Raw genomic sequence first — 20,597 nt, 5'->3', positions numbered from 1 at the left:
TAAGCATGTCAGTTTAAGTAACACTGCAAATTTAGACAAAAATTCTTTTACTTCAAACAAGTAAAGCCATCCATTTTTGTCCATTCAATCTGAATATTACTCTATGTGCATCTCCGATATCTCACCATGTGTTCGGTAATTTCCAATATTCTTACCACGGATGACTTTATCGGCTTCAATAATATTCCCAGCTTGAAGACTGTTCACAAACAGAATGTCGTTTACCTTCAAACTACTATTTTCAGCCTTCTCCACTCGTAGAACCTTCTGATTGTCATATTCGGTAACTACAAATGTGATGATTCTATCAAGATACTTAACATGAATTTTTGCCCCAGTAGTCTGTTCTGCTATTAGAACTTTGTCTGTATCAAAGTTCCAATCGCTATCAAGGTTTTTTGAACCAGAATATTCCTTCCAGTCGCTGAAGCCAAGATATAATGCAAGGGTATTCAAGGTATATTGGCTCGTTTTGCGGTCGTCATCTATATAGTCGAAAAGCCTTTTTATAGTGTTTAGTCCAATAGTACGTCCAGTCTCTTTGCTGATTTTTTCCGTAAGAACGTTAAAATCAGCGGCATTGTCGAACAGTAAATTAGACTTTTTCTTGATGTCCTTGATTATGTCTTGACTCAATATCATATTTTAAATAGTGACTTTTATGAATGAATAGTTATCGGATGCTTTGTTGGATTTGGCATCCAGCGTCTCTTTTAAAGCGGAATTATACTTCAGAGCCCATTGAATATCCATTTCCTTATGGAAGCCATCTGTACAAAGTACTATCGTTTCACCCTTACAGATGGGTATCACTTTCACGGGAATTTCCCCCAAGTCATCATTTCCCATAATACATCTAGTTACAACTCCAGCATATCTTTCGATGGTGGATGCACTTAATGGCCTTTTTGTCTTGATCTCATTGAGCAAAGAGTGGTCTTCGGTCTTGAAAACCATATTGTCTCCATCGAATAGATAGACTCGACTGTCTCCAAGCCATGTAATGTAAACTTCGCCGCCTATTATCATTGCTACCGACACGACTGTTCCCATTTTACTGACATTTAGGAATAGACTCTTCTGCTGTAAGACTTCATTAGCCCCTTTGATGGCATTCTCCAATAAAGTTTGTGGTGTATACTTATCGATATTTGCTTCTACATAGGAAACGATCGCATCACCAACAACATGAGAGGCTACATCTCCGCAAGAATAGCCTCCCATGCCATCGGCAACTACGAATATGCTGTCACCAGAGGGGAGAACCTTATAGACTGTATAGTCCTGGTTCTCCTTTCTTTGGCCTTTGTTTGTATATTGGTAAATCTCCATTCAATTATTTGTTAACCGCAGAAATTGTATCACCACCGTGTTTGGTTGCACGTGGACGAATACTTATCTTTATCGGACGCATAGTTACGGTTTTATCCGTAGCTTTGCTTGCCCAGACAAGAGCCTCGCCTGAGCCCAGTTGAGCCATCTCTGTGGCAGTCAATGTTTGTAGTGGGGTAATGGCTTTCTGCACATGTTTGACCCAAGCTGGTGAGCTGAACCTATGCAAGACGACGATGGAACTCAATTCGATGATTTCCGTAGGCAGGCTCATCGGATCTTGGCTGGCAATCATGATTGACACGCCCTTATGTCGCATTTCTCTAATAGCAGTCGTAATGGAGTCCACAAGATCTTTATTGTTCATATACTTGTGTGCCTCGTCAAAGACAATGAACTTGTTGAACTTCTGTCCGTTTACAGCTTTTGCATTAGAGAATATGTTCAGCATAACAACGAATAAGCCCAATGCTTCGTCCTTCTCTATGAATTCATCACGTAAGTCCACGATAATCAACCGCCCAGGCTTCATGAGCTGCTGGAGTTTTACGCCATCAGTGATGTAGTCAGAAGCAAAATCGAGTTTTTGTGTTGCCAGTGTCCTTTGAGATGTTGACATGTATGGGCTGTTCTCAACGCCCTTTCGGATGTTTTCCAGTGACATGTTATTTCTACAGCCCTTCATAATCTGTTTCAACTCCTTGATATACGTGGAGTCATTGCCCATTGCACCTAGCAGGAACATCCATTCTTTCACACCGAGCTCTGAAGAATCGAAACCGATGCGATGAATCTCCAAGTCTGGGTATTCAGCCTTACGAGTTTCTACCTGACTTTCTGGAGCCAACAGCACCACATCCTTTATGCTTCCCGGTTCTGCTCCGTATTCTGCTTTGAGCTTTGCCAGCTGTCTGGCTTCGTCATTTGGATAAACCATTGAAGTAAATTCCGGCGCATAATCCATACTGTCACTATAGTGGAAGATAACACCAGCCAATGGTGATGGCAGCACATTGATGTTAGAGAACTGCTTGAGCGTCATTTCCACTACAGAACCGATGGTATAACTCTTGCCAGCACCTTGAACACCAAAAAGGCTAATGGTGTTACAACCATCTAAGTCCAAAGCGACCTTGCGTCCATTGCTCACCATTTTACCTAAGATGCCATATTGTGGGGTCTCTTGCCCTGCGCCTATCATCAGGTCGTATGATGGCTTGACATAGTTCGGGTCAGCAGCTACGGGTTGTTTGGGCTCTACTCGGAATGGAGGCTCTACGGTAGTCTGCTGCTCTGGTTGAGTCGTTGACTTTTCCTGATCTGAGGTAGGCACAGATGCGACTGGCTTGGAGGTCGTCTCTGACTCAACAGGATTCTCGTCATCCTCATGTTCATCGAACTTAACTGAAGGCTGACTCTCTATCGTCTGTATTGGTTGGGGAGATAAACCGTCTGCCACAGTGTCTACGTGTGTATGCACTTCATCCTGGGGCTTTTTCAGCTCAATACTATCCCCGCTTGTCACTATATCTGTTGGCTCGAAAAAGTCTACAAACTCCTTATCTTTATCTTCAAGATACTTAGTGTCAAGCGGACTCTTTTTGTCAAGGATTTCCGTTATTACGGGGTCTCCCATTGTATATACCACGGCTTCACCGTAAAAATCTTTTTTCTGTCTCTCAGTCTGTTGGAAGTCGAAGATAACGCCAAGTTGCTTAAACCGTAAGGTATAACCATCATCCAGCTTACTCAAGAATTCGAGATAGCTTTGTGCTACGTTAGGGTCCAGTTGACCATAGCGCAACGAACGGCGTATGTAGAACTCTAACAGCGTACGCAGTTCGAGAGTTTTCAGTTCTCTGTCAAGACGGTCATGGCCATCTGTGGCAATTTCAAAATGACTCTTTAACGCCAGTATCGTATTCTGAATCTGCTCTACTATCTTGGCATGTAATTCGTCTTTTTGATAGACCGCATTGCGGCATTTGATCTCTACTACAGTGAAGACGATCTCCTTTTTATCAGGATTCATCTTCACCACGAGATTGTCGGCGCGTTCCTTGGACTGTGAATCCAAATCCTCAAACAACTCCTTATGCAAGTCTATAGGAATAAGGAAAGACTCTTTAGTGATATGTTTCTTGTCAAGGAACCGTTTGCAAAGTGTTGTCCCTATCACCTCAAAAGCCTTGGATTTCGTGGCATTCACCTGCATGATGATAGAACTGCTCACAGAACGTATGTCCTCAAGAATTTCCTTGAAGTTGTCATATTGTGTCAGATCTATGCCATAGTCTTTGAACAATGGCACTACAAAGGCTGCAATCTCGCTGGTGGGTCTTGCGGTCAGATAAGATGAAATACCTGTTGTCTCCTCGCCGGGAACATAGTCTAAGAGATAAGGCACATCGTTTTTCTCTGTACAAGGCAGGTCATAGAACTCTGGTCCCATGTTCTTGTCGAACGTTATCACCCAGTCGCTACAGTCATGAACAAAGCCAATCATCATGGTGTCCTTTTCTTGAAGGCGCAGCGTAGTGGTTGGTATCGACTCCTTTTGTGTCGTGGAGAGCAACTTACTTGTTGCATCCTGCAACTTACCGAAAATATTAACCTCGGTATTGGAGAATTCGTTCACCGGATTTGGAATGACTTTGTTTGACACATAACGATTCCATATCCATGCCTTGCCTTCTCTGTGCGAGTCTATGACATCGCGGCAGATGGTTCCGTTCAAATAGAAAGAGCGACTAAGTTCATCAGGACGTACCAGTTCCGTATGTACTGCAAACGGATTGACTAAGAACGACAGATGTGCTTGATATTTGTCGTGATTATTGATGAACTCTTCTATCTTATTCAGAGAGAAACGGAGCTTGGGGAATAGTCTGTTTGCTGATGCCTGTGAGAACACCTCTGCTTCTTCTGCAATCTGAGATTCCGGATCAAGCAAATCACGGAAAGCTTCTCCAGACATAAGGACGTTCTCGTCAGAGAATAGTCTGATCTCGTAGGACAACTCACCCCCCAATCCTATTTTTTCAAGAGTCACCAGTGCTTTGGCAAACACAGATGCATCACCTGCATTGAACAGGTTGATGACGAGTTTGTTGGTATAAGGATGGGACAGGACATAATTCACAAGATGTCTTGTTACCAGTGCTGCGCTAACATCGCTATCTATTCGCTTGTCCTGTGTGATGTTCAGTAATGTTGACACATATGACTTTAGCTGACGGTAGCTGCCGGCAAATGTATTCTCTTCTGTAAAGAGAGGCTGTGAGTACGCACCCCAACCGTAGGTAAGTTCACCTATGTATTGATATGCCTGCTCCAGCGACTTGTCTGTAAGCACAAGCGGAGCGACGTCAAGAGGTAATTCTCCTTGGAATAACTTGTCAAGTTTTCTATACCATGCCGATTTGTATCGCTTGAAGTCCTCTTGGGTACGTTCTTCCCAATCCTGGTATAGCTCATAAAGATTGACAATCCAAGCAAGACGGAGCGGATGCAGTGGGGTGATTAGCTTAACATTCGTAAACTTGCCCGTAGCATCTGGCATTTCCACTTTAAGCAGAACGGTGTCCAAGTTCTGAACCTCTGCTAAGGATTCTTCATCAAGGTCTTGGTCTGCCAAAGCATTTAGCCAACTTGTATAAGACAGTAAGTAGTTCTTGACGATTGCAATATTCTTAGCAAAATCGAAGGTGCAGGTAAGGCCAGCATTTTCACCCTCGTCAGCTGCTGACTCTTTGATGAGCACGAACAAGTCTTGTCTAAGAGCGGCCAAATCATCTGGAATGTCCACTTTCGTGGCACTAATGAACTTGGGCGTTTGAATAGCGGTGTCTGTCGGGTCAAGAAGCTTGATATCAGTTGGATTGGCACTGAGCTGAGCTTCGACAAATCCGAACTGGTCTTCATGGTCAAGGAAGCAACGTTCAAGTTGTATGAGCTTCTTCGGTAACTGAATCTGATAGGCATACGATGTACCGAAGTCAAACTGATACGTATTGTTCAGATTGCCTTTCTTCCATGCATTCCTGTCTATGTTGTCGTCGGGTATCTCCAGTGCTTCTTTCTTTATAAGATGGGAAATTCGATAGTTGATAAGCGCTTGGGTAATGCTGTCAACTTTGGCACGTTTGTCCACTGTGCTACTGGCATCTACCGGATCTTCTGAAGTGATAACAGAGAACACCTCAGACTCATTGCTATAGGCCACATGGTTATCCGTGCGGTATTGGTCGATGTTGAGATTAGGATTTTCCTCCAACGCATCTTCCCACGAAGCCTGGACTCTTTCCTCTCTGAATACTTTCTTTGTTGGAAGCACGATATCATTCTCGTCAACAGCCCTGACGCGAAGCATGTATTCGCCATCTTCAAGCATTCCGAACGGCAGACTTACAGACATACGTCTGCTGCCGTTCTTGTTTTTGCCGACCTTGGTCTTCTTCAAGACACCCCACTCAGAGAAGTCCTCCACGCGAATGATGGCTATCTCAAAGGCTACGATATCAGGATCATCCTTGGGAGAAGGGTCTGTTGTGACCTTAAAGGAAATTTTTCCTTTCTTGTCTTGCACAATGTTGATAACGTAGGAGCCATCATCAGACTTTACAAGTTCTTTCTTCTGGTCTTTGCCCGGTTGTATGTCAACTCTGATAAATATGTCTCCTTTGTCATCTATATTTAATGGTAATGCAGCATAGTTGAACTCCGGATGGTTTTCTTCTATGTCCTCAAAAAGCGAAAGACTGTCATCAAAGTCACCTTCACCAGTAAGATAAGCCATCAGCTCCCGTTGCTTGGTATTTTTCTTTAATGGTAGCTCCATAATTCTGTCTGAAGCCGTCACAGAAAAATCGCCCAAGGCTGAAGAGACTTTCTCCAAGTTGATCATGAACCGGCGCCTTATAGAGGAAGCATCCTTAATAAGTTCTCTGTCAGGCACAAGTCCAAACAGATAAAGACCGTTACCCCATGCTTCATCACTGTAGTCGTGAAGTTCAAGGTAAAGGATATAATTCGTTAATGCAGCATTTGTAACTGTTATTTCTTTCAGCAACTCCCATATTTGGGTCCACCAATGCAACTTATCCTGTGGAATGTCGCTGATCAAGGAGTCTAAGAAAGAGTCTTGCAGTTCAGCTACAGAAAGGTTCTGGAATGTTGCGTCTCCGTATGAATCTTCTGCAGATGTGCGGCTATTCGATGGAACGAGAATGAGCACTGACTTTTCCGGGTCATTGCGCAGCTCTATTAGCTTAGATGCATGGATGTACTCATCGCCATTCTCAGTCTCTGAAAGAATATATACAGAGACATTTGGGTTGATGGGACGAAGCATCGGAAGGAGTCTTGTCAACTCTTTCATAGCTAGCCCCGTTATCTTCATGCAGTGACCGTCCTTTGCAGATTTTAGCAAGGGGGTATAGCTTTCTACAATGTGCTGTAAGAAGCGATCGTAATATATTGTGTTTATTTGCGCATTCATTAGCTTTCCAATTTATAACGTGGACGAATCTTCTGTAGGATATAGGCATCGCTCATATCCGTATAGAAACCTATCTGGCGGAGCTTGTCCTTGAAAGCCTCCATGTTTATTCGGAAGGCTTCATTGGCTTCAACTCCAGTCTCAGCAAATCGCTCTTCTGCAAGACCGTTGATGATGAGACCATATCGGTTGCGAATCTCTTCCACAAGTTCGTCGATAGACAATGATCTCGTCTCAAAGCCACCATTTGGCTTGTCTTGAATGACAAGTAATTGTACCAAGGTTTCCAACAACTTAGAACCTAACGCTCCACGACGTGGATGACGGCGTGAACGGCTGTCGGCAAGTAGCTTGGAAGGGGTGTTCTTCATAGAGACAGAATCTACAAAGTCTCTTGTAAAGCGTAGTTGGCTTGCACCCCAAGTTTGATTTTTCAAGTATGTGTATCAGCTTGTCGAAGTAATCATCTTCTGGGAACAACTCCAGCATTTCTTTCAAATCTTCTTGGTCGAACTCCGTCTCACTTGATTTGGGAAGTCCGTCACGTATATTATTCAAGTCTGACTCATAATAGCCATCCGAATGATAATTGTCATTCGCTAATATACGCAATGCGTCGTCAACACTACATCCCTTGCGTTTTTGGATATAGTCAATCATATAGGTGGCCCGTATATATCTACCATATCCATTTTCCGTTTTTTCCATATCGCTGCACGCGTATGGAGCTACGGGACTGTCAAGGTTGTCTGTAACATCAACAACCATCGACCAGTCGTCGGTAATGTCTCTTGTCCCAGCAGCGACCATCTTGGGAAGGAGGTAAACAAGCTTCAATGTGTAAAGACACAGATGGAAACCACACAGAATGCGGAGATAATCTATGAAGACAGTCCGAGGAAGAACATCTTTATAAAGAAGTAACCGACGAATGTCATCACAGAACAATGCTGCTTGTTCTTTAAGGAATGGTTGTGGAGTTGGTTCTACAACTTTCACAACCCCATTCTTCTCCTTCATCGGCTGGGTAAGATAGAGAATGCCAGTAGTATCTACATCAAGGTTCTCCGAGCTTACGATGTTGCCTGAATGCTTGTCCCATCCTTTGCTAAGATAGCTGACGAGGCCAGCCATAACAGATGGGTTGCTATGCAGCATTAGATAGAGTTGGTCAGAGGCACGGTAGTCACGGCAATACTTGGTATTCTGCAGCCGCCAACTCAGCAGATGAAGAGGCTTTAGCGTTGCGACATGTTCTTTCACGACATTGCCACGATTGACCATTTCGAGCAAGGAACTTCTTAACCAGTCTTCTACGGCACCCAAATTGGCCGCAACACCCTTGAACTTTCCTTTCTCTTCGAGCTTGCATAAAATCTCTTCGATATTCTCAATGTCGTAACCACCTCTCCTTACAACGGGACTTAACGGTGCTCCGTTGGCATACATCTTCAGAAACAGGTTGGTCAGGACACGGTCAAGGCGTACACTCTTCACATCGACAAAGAGTATATCCTTGTTCATGAATCCGCCAGCGACCGATCCTCTTTTTAATTTCAGTATTTGGCTCATGCTTCTACCTCCTTTCCTATCGTTAATGGTTCTACGACAATACGTTTCTGGTCGTCAAGCTTGACAACAGCGAATCGCCGGTTGTCCTTGGTGACGAGAATCTCCGAGTATGTCTTTGCTTCCAACAGATTCTTGAATATCTGCAGTTCTATGAACTTTCCACGAAGGTCATTGACCGACGGACTGAATCCTTCATCGATGTATTGCAACATCTCAAAAAGGTCAAGACCGACCGTCAGTTGAATGAACTGGTCTTTCTTGTGACGGAAAGTCAGACTGTCGCTTTCATACTCGATATATCGAGTTAAATGCTCAGTCTTGTTCACAAACAACTCAAACTCATCCAAGGGGAAACGTCTGTAGCTCTTGGATATTGGGTCTTTGGCATTGCTGCTGGCAAGCAGCAGATAATCGCTGGTCATGTTCGCATTTTCACAACCCTCGCTGGCTGATATGGCTTTTGCAATGGTTTGTTTTGTCTCAGCTAAATCCTTGGCACTCTCGTTATTCAGCTGCTTATAGAAGTCTGTTGTATGACGATAAGGTAGGCGGCGATGGAAATCAAAGCCGTCAACGTATGCGCCCTCGAAATATTGATGGCGTATGAACGTCTTCTCCCTCAAGGCCTGAACCTGTCTTACAACAGGGTCTTTCTCCTCATACGAAGGGAGAATGGCTTTGGCATTGTTAAACTCTGCCAACAGCGAACGTTTGCGGTCACTAAATGTAAGATACTTCTCTGTCTCCTTGTCCTTATAATACAAGTCTCGGTCAAAAGCTGGCAGTGCGACTTCTGCTATATCCGTTTCGCGAAGCAACTTTACAAGTCTGTCTGAAGAAGACAATGGCGGCAGCGAGAAGGCTTTGTGTTCAATGCCAATCGCTGGAGCTGTTACATTGAAGTAATAATACTGCCAATAATATTCCGGCAGGTCTTCTGTCTTGACATACTCTATCAGTTGTTTAACCTCGTCGCACGAGTAGTCGCGAGTAAGCATCCACGCTATCATCGAGCGCAAGTCACGCATCGTAATGTGCAACTCACGTTTATAGACGATAAGCCTTACTATCCATTCAAGTCTCAAGATGACCTCATCTCCAACACTGCTGTCTTGGAATGTATCTACATTATATTTAATGTAGCAACGGTCGGCAACGGGGCAGCCTACACACTTCGTCCACAAGTCGGGACGCGTCAACTTTTTTACTTGCTGGGCAAGCAGACTTGGAGTCTTATTGACATCATCACGAGCAGTGACAGAACGGAGGTTAAGGTTGATGACCATCAGACCCGGAATCAAATCGGTGTGTCCCTCCTTGTAGAAGTAATCCTCTATGTTGTCTTGCAGGGCACGCAGTTTCTCATGGGTGGAAAGAAAGTCAACCAAACGTCCCTCATTGATGGCAATAACTCGTCCTACAGGAACATCCCTGAAGTCCTCCTTGTCGTTAAATGGACGGAAGAAGTCTGATAGTACCATATCGTTGGCCTTTTCTTCCTCGTCTTGGGAACCATCGTAGTTGGAGGTAAATTTCAATCCGTCAATTTCAAACGTTGAGCCATTATTGGTGCCAATAGCCTCCTTGTTTACGCCGATGTCCTCTATGCGGTGAATGAAGGCTGTCTTACCATCCCCTGCATTACCCGTTATGATGATGAGCCGGTATTTCAAAGCCTTGATGTCTGTAATGAGCTCCTTGTCAAGTTTGGTTTCGCTATAGGTAAGGTCGTCATAAGTATTCTGGCGGCTGCCTGCGCGTGTACCGCTGTTGCCATGATGACTTTGACTGTAGAGGGAGTTTAGATAATCTACATAGTCGGTTTCAACTTCCTTATTATTGAAGGTCATTACCTTGTTGGTGTTCTTAAGGATACCGTCCTTACCGATTTCCTCCAAAGCAGCAAGCATCTCCTTTGCCGATGTAAAACGCCTGGTCTTATCGGTAATGATGCTCTTCATAACGAAGTCGGCCATTCTGTCCGACAATTTATCGTTATACTTGCGTATGTTTGTCGGCTCTTGCATCAATTTAGGGCGCGAGTCGCCACCACTCCAAGGACGAGCATGAGTGAATAGTTGGTAAATGGTAATGCCAAGGGCAAAGGTGTCTGCGCTGCAATCCCAATCTATCTCATGGCTCGACTTGATAAGGTCAGGAGCCATATATAGCTGAGTTCCTGCAAATGATTTGTCGTCGGTAGTCGTAGAGATATTGAAGTCTATCAGCTTGAATGTGTTTTTCCTGTCCCACATGATGTTGCTCGGTTTTATATCCCGATGGAACACTGGCGGTACTTTACCCTGCATATACACCAATGCGGAGAGTATCTGAACTGCCATATTATAGATTTCGTCCACCGGCAAGCGCAGGTCTCCTTCTACATAGTTCTGCAGGTTCTCACCCTCAAGCAGTTCCATACAGGTATAGAACAGTCCCTGGTTGGTGCGGTCATTCCATACGAATTTGACGATGTTTGGATGGTCAAGCTTCTTCAACGCCTCGAACTCATTGATGGCATTGTCAACGGACGAGTCACGCTCGAATATCTTTACCGCAAAGTCTAAGTTCTGCAAGTCATGGTGAGCTTTGAACACTCTTCCGAAACCGCCCTTACCAAGCATCTCATGCAAGGTGAGTGAGGGTGAAATCTTCAAGCCGGGCTTCATGTCCTTTAGAAAGTACACCTTGTCTTTTGTGGAAGTTATGGTTGGCGAAGGTGTTTTCTGCCCACTTTCGATGGACTTCGTTATGAAATCGATGAACTTCTCGTCAGTCCATCTTTCATCAGGCTCTTCCACAATGGTATGCTTGGCCACTTCATCCATCCACTGGGGAAGGTCTTTGCAGACATGGCTGGGCAACTGGTCTTCTGTCAGCACACCTCCTTGGGCGATAAAAGCTATGACATCCTTAAACGGCAATTTTCCCGTCATCAGCTCATAGAAGACGACTCCAAGACTGTATAAGTCGGTAGAGGCAAAGGCATCGCTATCTTTTCCAATCAACTCTGGAGCCGTATAGGGCGAGTCACCACTGAAATTGGCTACAGTAAAGCTCTTGTCGATATGCTCTACAAACCATGCCATACCGAAGTTGGCGATAGCAGCGTGACCACCATCGTAGACATAGATATTCTCCGGGCATACATTCCGATGGAAGACATTATCCTTATGTGCTGTGGCAAGACCACGTGCTACATCAAGGATGATGTTTACCTTATCCAACTGCTTGAAGGTTTTGATACGGAGTTTTGCCTTTAGCGAACTTTCGTCTTGGTAACGGCTTATCTCATAATAATAGGTATTCTCTTCATTGGTGCGATATTCAGTCTTGACAATGAAAGGCGACGAGCCAATCTTTTCCTGCGCTATGTAGGCATTATTTAGTTGCAGGCTGAATTTCTCCAGTTCTTTTTTGCTCTTGCCTTCTACATCAAGAGGGTATTCGCGTATCTTGTACTGGGCAGTATTGATGAGTTTGGGCACGCAGAGATACTCGGTGAACTCGTCAGTCTGCTGAAGCGTCTCGACAATCTTGTAGTTGAAGATTTCAGTCTTGGCATAGTTGCGTGATGTTGACTGTCCTGTAAGAAACTCCACAAGTGGCTGTTGAACTTTGGAAATATAGTCTTCCTTACGTCCTATCTCATCGAAATCGGTGATAAACTCTATAAGTTTCTCATTCAACAAGAATGTCTGCTTGTAGGTCTCGCCATTGGGGTCTAGCCCAAACTTCGTCTGCATCGGGTTGCTCAGCGTAACGAGCGTGATAATCTGCCCAAAGTTCCAGTCGGGATGCGCACTCTTTATCTTCGATGCGAGTACACGACTCTTCAGGTTTGCGGTCTTGTGAGGATTGGCCACTTCCTGCCCACTGCGGAACCAGGCATAATCATCTCCTTCAAGATTTCCGGCCCAGTCCTTGTTCTCTATGTGGTACACTGCATGTGGAGCCACCACAATCACGTCATATTCCCAATATTTGGTAACATGGCGGCTGGTGCTTGCCAAATTGAGGTTTGGCACCACATAGTAGTTGTCAGGCAGGTTATTGACGAGGTAGTTTTGCAACCTCTTCTCACCGCTATTTACTGGTCCCTCGTCATGCAAGGGCCTTGATAGTTGTGCCATATTTATAGTCTTTAGTTGTCTAACAAACGCTTTAACTTCATTATTATTTTGTCTGCACGCTTGGGGATGAAAGCGTTGCAGAAATCTATATATTCATCTATAGCCTTGAAGTATGTCTGCTGGTTCAGCCCCTTCATGTAGCTCCAGACTCCAGCGAAGATGTGCTTCGGCTGGTATTCTTCATCGACGAAATATGTCAGCAACAGATTGTCAACAAATCTCTTGAACCCATCATACCCTTTGTATGCTGTCATTACCTTTCTGTTCTTGTACAGCAGACCCTTCATATGGGAATCCTGCCTTGATTGGCCAGTCATGACGCAATATATCGCATACAAGAACTGATCCATATAACCTCGGCATCTTGTACCTTCTAAATAGCTGTCGAAAGTCTCTTTGTCATCATTCGCTTTGTTCGGCCAGACAATAAGGTCACCAACGCTGTAGAATAGCTTTCCACAGTCCAATGCACGTTGCTGCAGTTCTTTCGGGGCATCCCAGCTCTCAAGACCCTTGTAATACATGTCGAGGATCCTTGCCCCAAGGAGTCGGGTATTATCGCTTATGGCATCTACCCAATACTTGTACTCCTCAATGGACTGGACACTGAGACCTGGCCAGGCATCTGCAAAGGCGAGGGCTACAATGGCCTTGACAATATTTGCACGTGCAAAGTCTGAATTACCATATTTCTCTTCGTTCCGTAGCGAGGACAAATCGTAGGTTCTCAACTTGTCAATATTACCGTCGAGCTTCTCTTTTACAAACTCTTTCAATAGTCGTATGGCAAACACGTTGCTTTGCTTCTCGGCCTTTTCACGGGCTTCGATGGTTTCTCGCTTCCGGCGTTCTTCGAACTCGGACGGAATAAACAAGTCGGTCTTGCGAAACTCGCAATAACCCTTGACAACGCGCTCGCGGAATGATTTCTTGAACAGTCTGCCGCAGCCGCTCGCGTCTTCGGGAATGCCTCTCGTATAGATGCAGCCTTCACACACAGTACCCTCCGGCCCCGTCCAATCGAAATTATCCTTAACCTCTACCTTATAGTTGATGTCCTCATCTTGGGCGATCTCATGAATCATGTTGCTGAAAGCGGCCTCGTTCTGATCCAACGGTTCAGGTTCAGCACTTAGGGGAAAAGGTGTAAGTCTATTGTCCAGTCCCACCGGGGCTTTCATCCTTTGGCAGAGATCTTCATCAAAAGAACGTGGATGATAGTCCATCGTCAATTTTTCGTCAAGGCTCTGCCTTGCCAGTTGTGTCAAAGTCTTTTCAGTTCCGGATGCTTTATCGATGAAGTTAAAATCAGTATCATCCAACAGCAGTGCTGCAGACATCGGCAAATGGAGCAGAAATACTTGGGTACAAGTGGGTGTCTCATAGACATCCATGACCTTGAAGTAGCTGTTGAAGTGGAATATGACCAAATTCCATTTCCCCACATTAGAATTTGCCTCTATATACATGTCAATCTCAAAGAGTCGGGCAGCATGGGCTGAGGCGATGATGAAGCGAGTCCTGTGCAGGGGCTTCAGTAGTTTTGTAGTGGCATCCACATAGAAACCGGCACGCAGAGTCTGTCCCTTATGGTAGATCTGCTTTGCGTTGCTGATGGCATCAGTATCACGATAGAAGAACTGTAAGCCTGGCAACACCCAGTTAAGCGTGTTCTCGAGGAAAGATTTGTCGTTGATTTCTAACTTCTGTGGCAGATTACTGCCGGCCGGATCATAAATGCTCCCATCAAGAGAGAGTATATAAGGTGTCGTTCCATATTCGGCGAATATATATTTATAGTCGTCCGACCACCTGGCCTTTTCAAAAATCATGGGAAAGACGATGTCACCTTTGACCGAAGCAACACCGCGCACATATCTCGTCGGGGTAGTTTTCGTCTTACGGATGGTGTTGCCAAAGATGAAGAAACCATGATGTATCTCGTAAATGTCATTGAACCATTCGTTCAAGACAAGCTCTCCTTTTCGATTGACAAGGTTCTTCTTTGAGCCACGCTCCACGAGGTAATATCCGTCACTCCAGTACTGTATGTACTGATAGTTGAGGTTGGCCATGCATCTGCCACGCTCATCAATCAGTCCCCATCTCAAGCCTTCTGCAGTAGAATGGGAGGCGATGGCAATGCCCTTATGGAACTCGCCGATACTCCTGTATTGCATATCTGAAGGGATAAGCACATTGCCGTTCTTGTCGATGACGGTGGCATATTTGTTGGCAGGGTCGTCAGCTGACAGCAGATAGTGACCCTCACCAAGCGGCTGTATGTACTTGTACTTACAGGCTATGATGAGATTTCCGTTGAAGTCTATGATTCCGCAGTGACCATTCTTGGCCACCGTACACTCTCCCTCATGGAAATCACTGATATAGTTGTAGCCTTTGTCCAAACCGACATGCGTTTTCCCTGTCTTGTCAATGATGGCATAAACCATTCGGGTGTCGAGATATTCTACTATCAGACTGCCGTCATTGGGCTTGACATAGATGCCAGCCTTGAAATAGTCTTCTCCAAGAGGAGCTATCTTGTCGTACAAGAAGTCTGTCAAAGACTTGCCTTCTGCATCAGCCAAGGCCCATTTCCCATTACGAAAGACCATGCTGTTGGCTGTTCCTTCCATTCGAATGATGTTCTCATTCCGCAACAAGCTCATAAGGCACCTCCTTTCATCTGATGGCTGATCCATCCTTCATCCACCATGACGCAACCTTGGGGATGCATTCTGGGGTCGAGTTTGACAGCGAGTTTGAAATCATAGTAAAGGCGCATGTTCAGTTTGATACCATAAGCCTCGTCATTGCTATCACGGTAGAAGAGACTAAGTGTGCCGAATTCGGAATCATCCTTGTCATTCGGGTCATAGTTGGCAAAACGGATCTTGTAACCTTTTCGGGCTATGTCCGAATGCGAATAATGCGCTAGCATGTATTTCATCCTTTCGATGGCAACATCGCTCAACCCATTTTCAAGGATGAGGATTTTCTCATGCAGTTCTGTGAGGCCGGTGACATAGCGGAAGGTATAGTCAGGATAATCCTCTATGATGCTCTTGGAGAGTTTTAAAGCCTGATAATGATAATCCGCCGGACGCTCCATGTCGAAGAAGATGATGAACCGATGCTGTGCATCATGGTAAAGCAGACTGTTGCCGACAAGGATGCGAGAACCACACTCCGGACAGGTATAGATGAAGGCCTGTGCGTTGAGCACACGCTCCCGAAGCTCGGGATTGATGTCTGCATCAACCTCGTCTATCATCTCCATCGTGCCAATGCTATGGCAGTGTGGGCATTCTATCTGTTCCTTATGCACCTTCGACATTTTCTTCTTCTTTGTTTTTCTGCCTAATTCATTGTCGTTTGTTAAGTAGCGTATGATGCTTCGCTACGTAGTGCCTAATCTTTTGCTATAGGCTTACAACATTCATCACGCCCATCTTGACCCGTCAAAGCAGCCTTTTGGCCTCTTGAAAGCTATGGTTCCGTCCCATCAAATCTTACGTTTCACAAAGCGATAACGCCGTTGCTTGATTTTCAATTGGTTTTGTTCCACTTCTCAATTTCGTTCTCGACCATCTTGGTTGCCTTTTCTTCAGCGTTAAAGGCATGATACATACACTGTTTGTAATCTTTTATCAATTCTGTAATTTCTCCAGAAAGCTCTATAGTTGGCTTAACTACTGGAATTGTTTCAACGTTAGCAATATCAAACCTTTCTATAACAGAACCATACTTTAGAGACTGCATATAGTCATATACTGCTGGCAATTGCAGATACGTGAAAAGATATTCTGTAGTAAACAATGCATCTTTAGATGAAAGTCTAATAATATCTGGAGAACCAATGGCACCCTTATCTTCATACTCTTTGGTTATCATTTTTACAAGACCTACGGCACCGGCACATGTTATCAATAATAAGCCGTCTGTCAACCATAATTCATCGAGCATCGGTGTTCGAGCACTTGACAGATGATCGCATGATCTAAACGGATTTATGTTGAAGACAGAAGAACCTTTAATATAAGGTAGGCCTTTCTTTACATAAATGCGTTTGAATATACCTGGATACCACGTTTTGACATCGATGTCACCTAACAACACAGTCTCTTTCTTTATATGAGCCATCCAATCTACGCCGTCATTAATGTATATAGGAGGATCGAAACGTGTATTTAATGATTTCCGAATATTCGAAATTTTAATGCTGTTGCATTTAATTCCATTGCTCTTGGAAAATGGCTGATTACAGAAATCAATTAATCTACTTTTGGCTTCTTTCAGTTTGTCATTAGCTTCTTCTCTCAGTCTTGACGATTCTTGAATCAAGTTGTCAACCTCAGCTTGAAATGAGTCGGGGAACTTGGGAATAAGAGTCTTTCTAATTCCAGGAGCTTCAATATATCTTACAACTGAACCAGAAGCATTCTTGTTTAATTGCGCCCATCCAAATTTAGATGATAAAAAAGCATAAACATAGCCGCTATGTACGTTATCATATGTCTTAACTCTGCAAACATTGTTTGCGTAGCAGACACCATCCTGCCATTTGGATACTAAACGAGTATATCCAATAGTACCAAAACCTGTTATAAGAATATCGCCTTTAGCAACTAATAAATTTAAATTTTCTGCTTGACCTTTATAAATATTTACAGGACTGGATTCTGTTGACATTGGGACATCAGAGCTCTGGAAGTATTCTACAGAACGATTTGTTTTTTTACAAAATTGTCTTTTAAATACTGGAGGATTAAAGACTTCTGCCAATTCAGACAAGACAGCACATTGATTTGAGTGCCTCTCTATTATCATACTTAAATACGCATCATCTGTAAGATAATGCTTACTGTCAAATCTAATTTTGTGAGAGACTACCTCTGAGCTTTTTACAAATGTACTTTTCATGCTCTCTCCTCCTTAAATTTCTCGTAAGCCTCAGCTACTTTAGGCAGATCGTCATCCAAATGGCGTACCCGCTCAAAACGAGAGTGTGTCATTTCGCGGCCATTAGGGGCTATTGAAATCCAACGTTTGGCCTCCTTGTAGAACACTTCAGCACCATCGTCGTCCTTCACGTAGATAGGAGTGCCGCGACGGTCCTTGCCAACTTTCTCCACAATAGCCATAAACACGTCATAATCCTCATCCTCAATATCAACGAGCTGCTCATCAGCTGTTTTCTTCTGAAGGAAAAGCAAAGAGGCTTGAACACCTACCTGTGGAAGGAATGTCTCTACAGGCAGATCAACAGAAGCCAAAAGCTTGAAATGCCGCAATATCCATAAACGCACGCTCTCTGTATTCGGATTACCGAGAATGCCATCGGGGAGTACGATGGCAAGTTTGCCACCGGGCTTCAGAAAGTTATAAGCACACTCAATGAACAGCACTTCCGGGGCGTTGCTTTGAAGTTCGTATTTGGCGGCAATGGCAGGGTCAACCTCCACTTTGGAGCCAAAGGGCGGGTTGGTGAATATCATGTCGAACTTGCCCTGCGCGTTGTCTGTGGAGGTGCCGAACGGGAAGTCCCTGTCCTTGCTCTTGACGATGCTTTCATTGACGGCTTCTGCCACCTTTGATACGTCGGGAAGTGCGCCCTTCGGATATTCCAAAGAGTTGATATTGAATATGTTGGTATGACCATCGCCAGCCATCACCATATTCATACGAGCTGCCTTCTTCAAGTCTGGGTCGAAGTCGAAACCAAAGAGCTTAGTCTCGGCATATTCTCTTGTTGCGTCAATCACACTGATGTCGTTCAGTTTTACTTTCAGATGCAGTTCATCAGCATCGGGGAAAAGACGACGGGCTATCTTATGACGTACATGGTCGAGAACACTGACGATGAATCCACCTGTACCGCAGGCGATGTCTGCCACACGGTCGTCCTCTCCGGGGTCGAGCATATCCACCATACAGCGGATGACGTTTCTCGGTGTAAAGAATTGTCCGGCCTCACGCTTTAGTGTGGTACCGACAATAGTCTCATAGGCCGTACCCTTCACGTCTACCGTTGCATCGGTGAAAGAATACTTAGCCAGCTCGGAGGCCACGGCTGCAATGCCACGGTCAGACAGATTGATCATCTCATTGCCATCAAAGACGTCTTTGAAGATCTGGCTTGTCTTCAACTCCTCAAATACGCCCTTGATGCGCTCGGCCACAGCGTGCTGACCCTCTGGGTGTTGCGCTCTTTCACGCCCACCCAGAAACGCCGATGATAGCTTTCGCCTTTACGGGCATCTTCCTGTATGCGCTTCTCGTCGTAGAGCTTGCAGAAGATAAGGTTCAGAAGTTCCCAAAAGGCATCTTTCTTGTGGCCCTCATTGCCATAGATATAATCATGACAGCGCTTGAAGGTCTTGACCAATGATTCGTTGGCCGGAGTACGGGGGATGGCACGGTCGCCTTCCTTCACCATGTCTTCTAGTGTCTGGTCGGCAGCAGGAAAATCGGTCAACTCTTCCGTATCAGGCTGTCCGAATTCATTTTCAAAAACATGGAGATAGCGCAAGTCCTCGCCATTGGTCCATAACCCGAAGTCGCAGTTGCTGTAGCTGAGCAGATTCTCCAACAGAGCTTTGACACCGTTTTTGGCATCGGTGTCCTTGACCTTAGCATCTCGTGCCACAACTATAACGCGGATGACATTGTCAGAAATATGAGGCTTCCCCGACTCGAAAATGGCTAAATCCACTTTTTGTTTCTTCATCTTGCCAGTGTCCGGGTCTTCATATTCCATTCTGAAGTCGCGTTCCATGTCTTCTGGTGCGAACTCATACTCATCTGCCATCATGGCTATCATCGACTGAAGAGTCAGCTCCTTGTCAGTGGCTTTGACCACTCGGTTAGTGAGCTGACACACCAATTGGTTTTCTTCGAGTACGACTAACTGTGAACCATTATTTTGCTCATGCGCTGTTTCCATATTTTTTGAGTTTTGGCTTCACCCAATAGTTTGAGTTGCCTTTTAAGTTGTACGTTTCAAGATGTGTTTTACAGCCTTTCTTTATCTACAGAGCTGATACTCGCTTATTATTAGATAGTTGCACTACTAAGTAGGTTTAAGCTCTGTTTATAAGATAGGCATTCGTTGCAAATTTAATAAAAATATTTGTAACAGTCTTGCTTTTATCAATACTTCGTTAATATTTTGCCCATCCTCTAAGCGGCGGCCGCCGAAAGAATCCACAGGTCTTTTAGGATGAGATTATTTTGGTTCATCCGACATTTCGAGTGATACGGCAATCATGCAGTGCATAGAGTCGTAGTGTAAAGTATCTCTCATCCCTGAAGCCATACGCATTTCGTTTCATCACTTTTATCTTGTTATTGATTCCTTTGACTTTTCCTGTAGACAAATGGCAGTCATAATTACATCGGAGAGGTGTTACCGTTTAGATACTGTGAGATAGAATGCAAGAATATAAACTTGAAAAAACAGGATATAACGCGTGAGTTGGTTCACTATCCTTTTAATGATGAAGCATCTTTTTTCAAATGTGACAATGATACATTGAACAGGGTGTATGATTTATGTAAGTATTCGATTAAGGCTACTTCTTTTGCCGGAATATATGTGGATGGAGACAGAGAACGTACGTCTTATGCTGCGGATGCTTATATCAACCAATTGAGACATTATGGCGTTGACCGGGAATATTCGATGGCACGTCGTATATACAGTTATATCTTGAATCATCCGACATGGCCCACTGAATGGATTCTATAGACTGCATTGATAGCCTGGAACGACTATCTCTATACCGGTGATAACCGTATGCTTTTGTCAACTTATGAGCAGTTGAAACCTTACCTCTTAACCGCTTTACAGGAAAAGAATGGATTGATCAGTACTACAACGGGATTGCAAACACCGGAGTTTCTGGCTTCTGTTAAGTCTAAGGGGAAAATCGGGGCACCAGCATAGTTCCGTGTTAGTTTACCCAAAGATTAAGGAAACTCTATACATGAAGAAGGGAAGATCAGAGACTCCATGTAGTTGCGCTCTGAATCTCTTGAGTTTGGAGTTGAGTGAT

Annotated in this window: 12 protein-coding genes and 1 pseudogene; 1 reads left to right on the top strand and 12 read right to left on the bottom strand. The window is 44.4% G+C overall.

What is annotated here, in order from left to right; all coding sequences use genetic code 11:
- Positions 1-96 precede the first annotated feature (96 nt).
- The 12 genes and pseudogenes from ACYRYG_RS12035 to ACYRYG_RS11980 all read right to left on the bottom strand — a co-directional run.
- Positions 97-642 carry a hypothetical protein gene (locus ACYRYG_RS12035; RefSeq protein WP_460198265.1) on the bottom strand — a complete coding sequence of 182 codons (546 nt, stop codon included), beginning with the start codon at positions 640-642 and terminating at the stop codon, positions 97-99.
- Positions 643-645: 3 nt separating this feature from the next.
- Entirely contained in the window at positions 646-1,332 is a 687-nt protein-coding gene (locus tag ACYRYG_RS12030) for a PP2C family protein-serine/threonine phosphatase (RefSeq protein WP_460198264.1), read from the bottom strand.
- A 4-nt stretch (positions 1,333-1,336) separates the two neighbouring features.
- Complete coding sequence (mads8, locus tag ACYRYG_RS12025) at positions 1,337-6,832, bottom strand: methylation-associated defense system ATP-binding protein MAD8 (protein ID WP_460198263.1); 5,496 nt, start codon at positions 6,830-6,832, stop codon at positions 1,337-1,339.
- Entirely contained in the window at positions 6,832-7,113 is a 282-nt protein-coding gene (locus tag ACYRYG_RS12020) for a hypothetical protein (protein ID WP_460198262.1), read from the bottom strand. Before ACYRYG_RS12020 ends, mads8 begins: the two co-directional genes overlap by 1 nt.
- Before the next feature lie 13 nt (positions 7,114-7,126).
- Complete coding sequence (locus ACYRYG_RS12015) at positions 7,127-8,404, bottom strand: methylation-associated defense system protein MAD7 (RefSeq protein WP_460198261.1); 1,278 nt, start codon at positions 8,402-8,404, stop codon at positions 7,127-7,129.
- The gene (gene mads6, locus ACYRYG_RS12010; protein ID WP_460198259.1) at positions 8,401-12,537 is read right to left on the bottom strand and encodes a methylation-associated defense system protein kinase MAD6; all 4,137 of its coding nucleotides are present in this window, start codon (positions 12,535-12,537) and stop codon (positions 8,401-8,403) included. The genes ACYRYG_RS12015 and mads6 overlap by 4 nt, the downstream gene beginning before the upstream one ends.
- Before the next feature lie 11 nt (positions 12,538-12,548).
- Positions 12,549-15,176 carry a WG repeat-containing protein gene (locus ACYRYG_RS12005; RefSeq protein WP_460198258.1) on the bottom strand — a complete coding sequence of 876 codons (2,628 nt, stop codon included), beginning with the start codon at positions 15,174-15,176 and terminating at the stop codon, positions 12,549-12,551.
- Positions 15,177-15,205: 29 nt separating this feature from the next.
- The gene (locus tag ACYRYG_RS12000) at positions 15,206-15,877 is read right to left on the bottom strand and encodes a CpXC domain-containing protein (RefSeq protein WP_460198257.1); all 672 of its coding nucleotides are present in this window, start codon (positions 15,875-15,877) and stop codon (positions 15,206-15,208) included.
- A gap of 212 nt (positions 15,878-16,089) precedes the next feature.
- Complete coding sequence (locus tag ACYRYG_RS11995) at positions 16,090-17,463, bottom strand: restriction endonuclease subunit S domain-containing protein (RefSeq protein WP_460198255.1); 1,374 nt, start codon at positions 17,461-17,463, stop codon at positions 16,090-16,092.
- A complete protein-coding gene (locus ACYRYG_RS11990) occupies positions 17,460-18,722 on the bottom strand; it encodes an HsdM family class I SAM-dependent methyltransferase (protein WP_460198254.1) in 1,263 nt (420 codons plus the stop codon). The genes ACYRYG_RS11995 and ACYRYG_RS11990 overlap by 4 nt, the downstream gene beginning before the upstream one ends.
- Positions 18,686-19,423 (bottom strand): type I restriction enzyme HsdR N-terminal domain-containing protein, encoded by a 738-nt coding sequence (locus ACYRYG_RS11985; protein ID WP_460198274.1) that lies wholly within the window; start codon positions 19,421-19,423, stop codon positions 18,686-18,688. The genes ACYRYG_RS11990 and ACYRYG_RS11985 overlap by 37 nt, the downstream gene beginning before the upstream one ends.
- 355 nt (positions 19,424-19,778) lie before the next feature.
- Positions 19,779-19,931, bottom strand: a pseudogene (locus tag ACYRYG_RS11980) (transposase); the annotation flags it as partial.
- A gap of 59 nt (positions 19,932-19,990) precedes the next feature.
- Between ACYRYG_RS11980 and ACYRYG_RS11975 the strand changes: the two are divergent.
- The gene (locus tag ACYRYG_RS11975; protein ID WP_460198253.1) at positions 19,991-20,290 is read left to right on the top strand and encodes an alpha-L-rhamnosidase-related protein; all 300 of its coding nucleotides are present in this window, start codon (positions 19,991-19,993) and stop codon (positions 20,288-20,290) included.
- Positions 20,291-20,597: the final 307 nt, after the last annotated feature.

Source organism: Segatella asaccharophila (assembly GCF_054687055.1).
Note: the sequence above shows the minus strand (reverse complement) of the source record. Positions and strands in the feature narration are given on the sequence as shown.

Bases quoted from the DNA above. Each gene is read 5' to 3' on its own strand.
- ACYRYG_RS12015 (WP_460198261.1), bottom strand. From the start codon at position 8,404: ATGAGCCAAATACTGAAATTAAAAAGAGGATCGGTCGCTGGCGGATTC.
- mads6 (WP_460198259.1), bottom strand. From the start codon at position 12,537: ATGGCACAACTATCAAGGCCCTTGCATGACGAGGGACCAGTAAATAGC.
- mads8 (WP_460198263.1), bottom strand. From the start codon at position 6,832: ATGAATGCGCAAATAAACACAATATATTACGATCGCTTCTTACAGCAC.
- ACYRYG_RS12035 (WP_460198265.1), bottom strand. From the start codon at position 642: ATGATATTGAGTCAAGACATAATCAAGGACATCAAGAAAAAGTCTAAT.
- ACYRYG_RS12000 (WP_460198257.1), bottom strand. From the start codon at position 15,877: ATGTCGAAGGTGCATAAGGAACAGATAGAATGCCCACACTGCCATAGC.
- ACYRYG_RS12005 (WP_460198258.1), bottom strand. From the start codon at position 15,176: ATGGAAGGAACAGCCAACAGCATGGTCTTTCGTAATGGGAAATGGGCC.
- ACYRYG_RS11995 (WP_460198255.1), bottom strand. From the start codon at position 17,463: ATGAAAAGTACATTTGTAAAAAGCTCAGAGGTAGTCTCTCACAAAATT.
- ACYRYG_RS12030 (WP_460198264.1), bottom strand. From the start codon at position 1,332: ATGGAGATTTACCAATATACAAACAAAGGCCAAAGAAAGGAGAACCAG.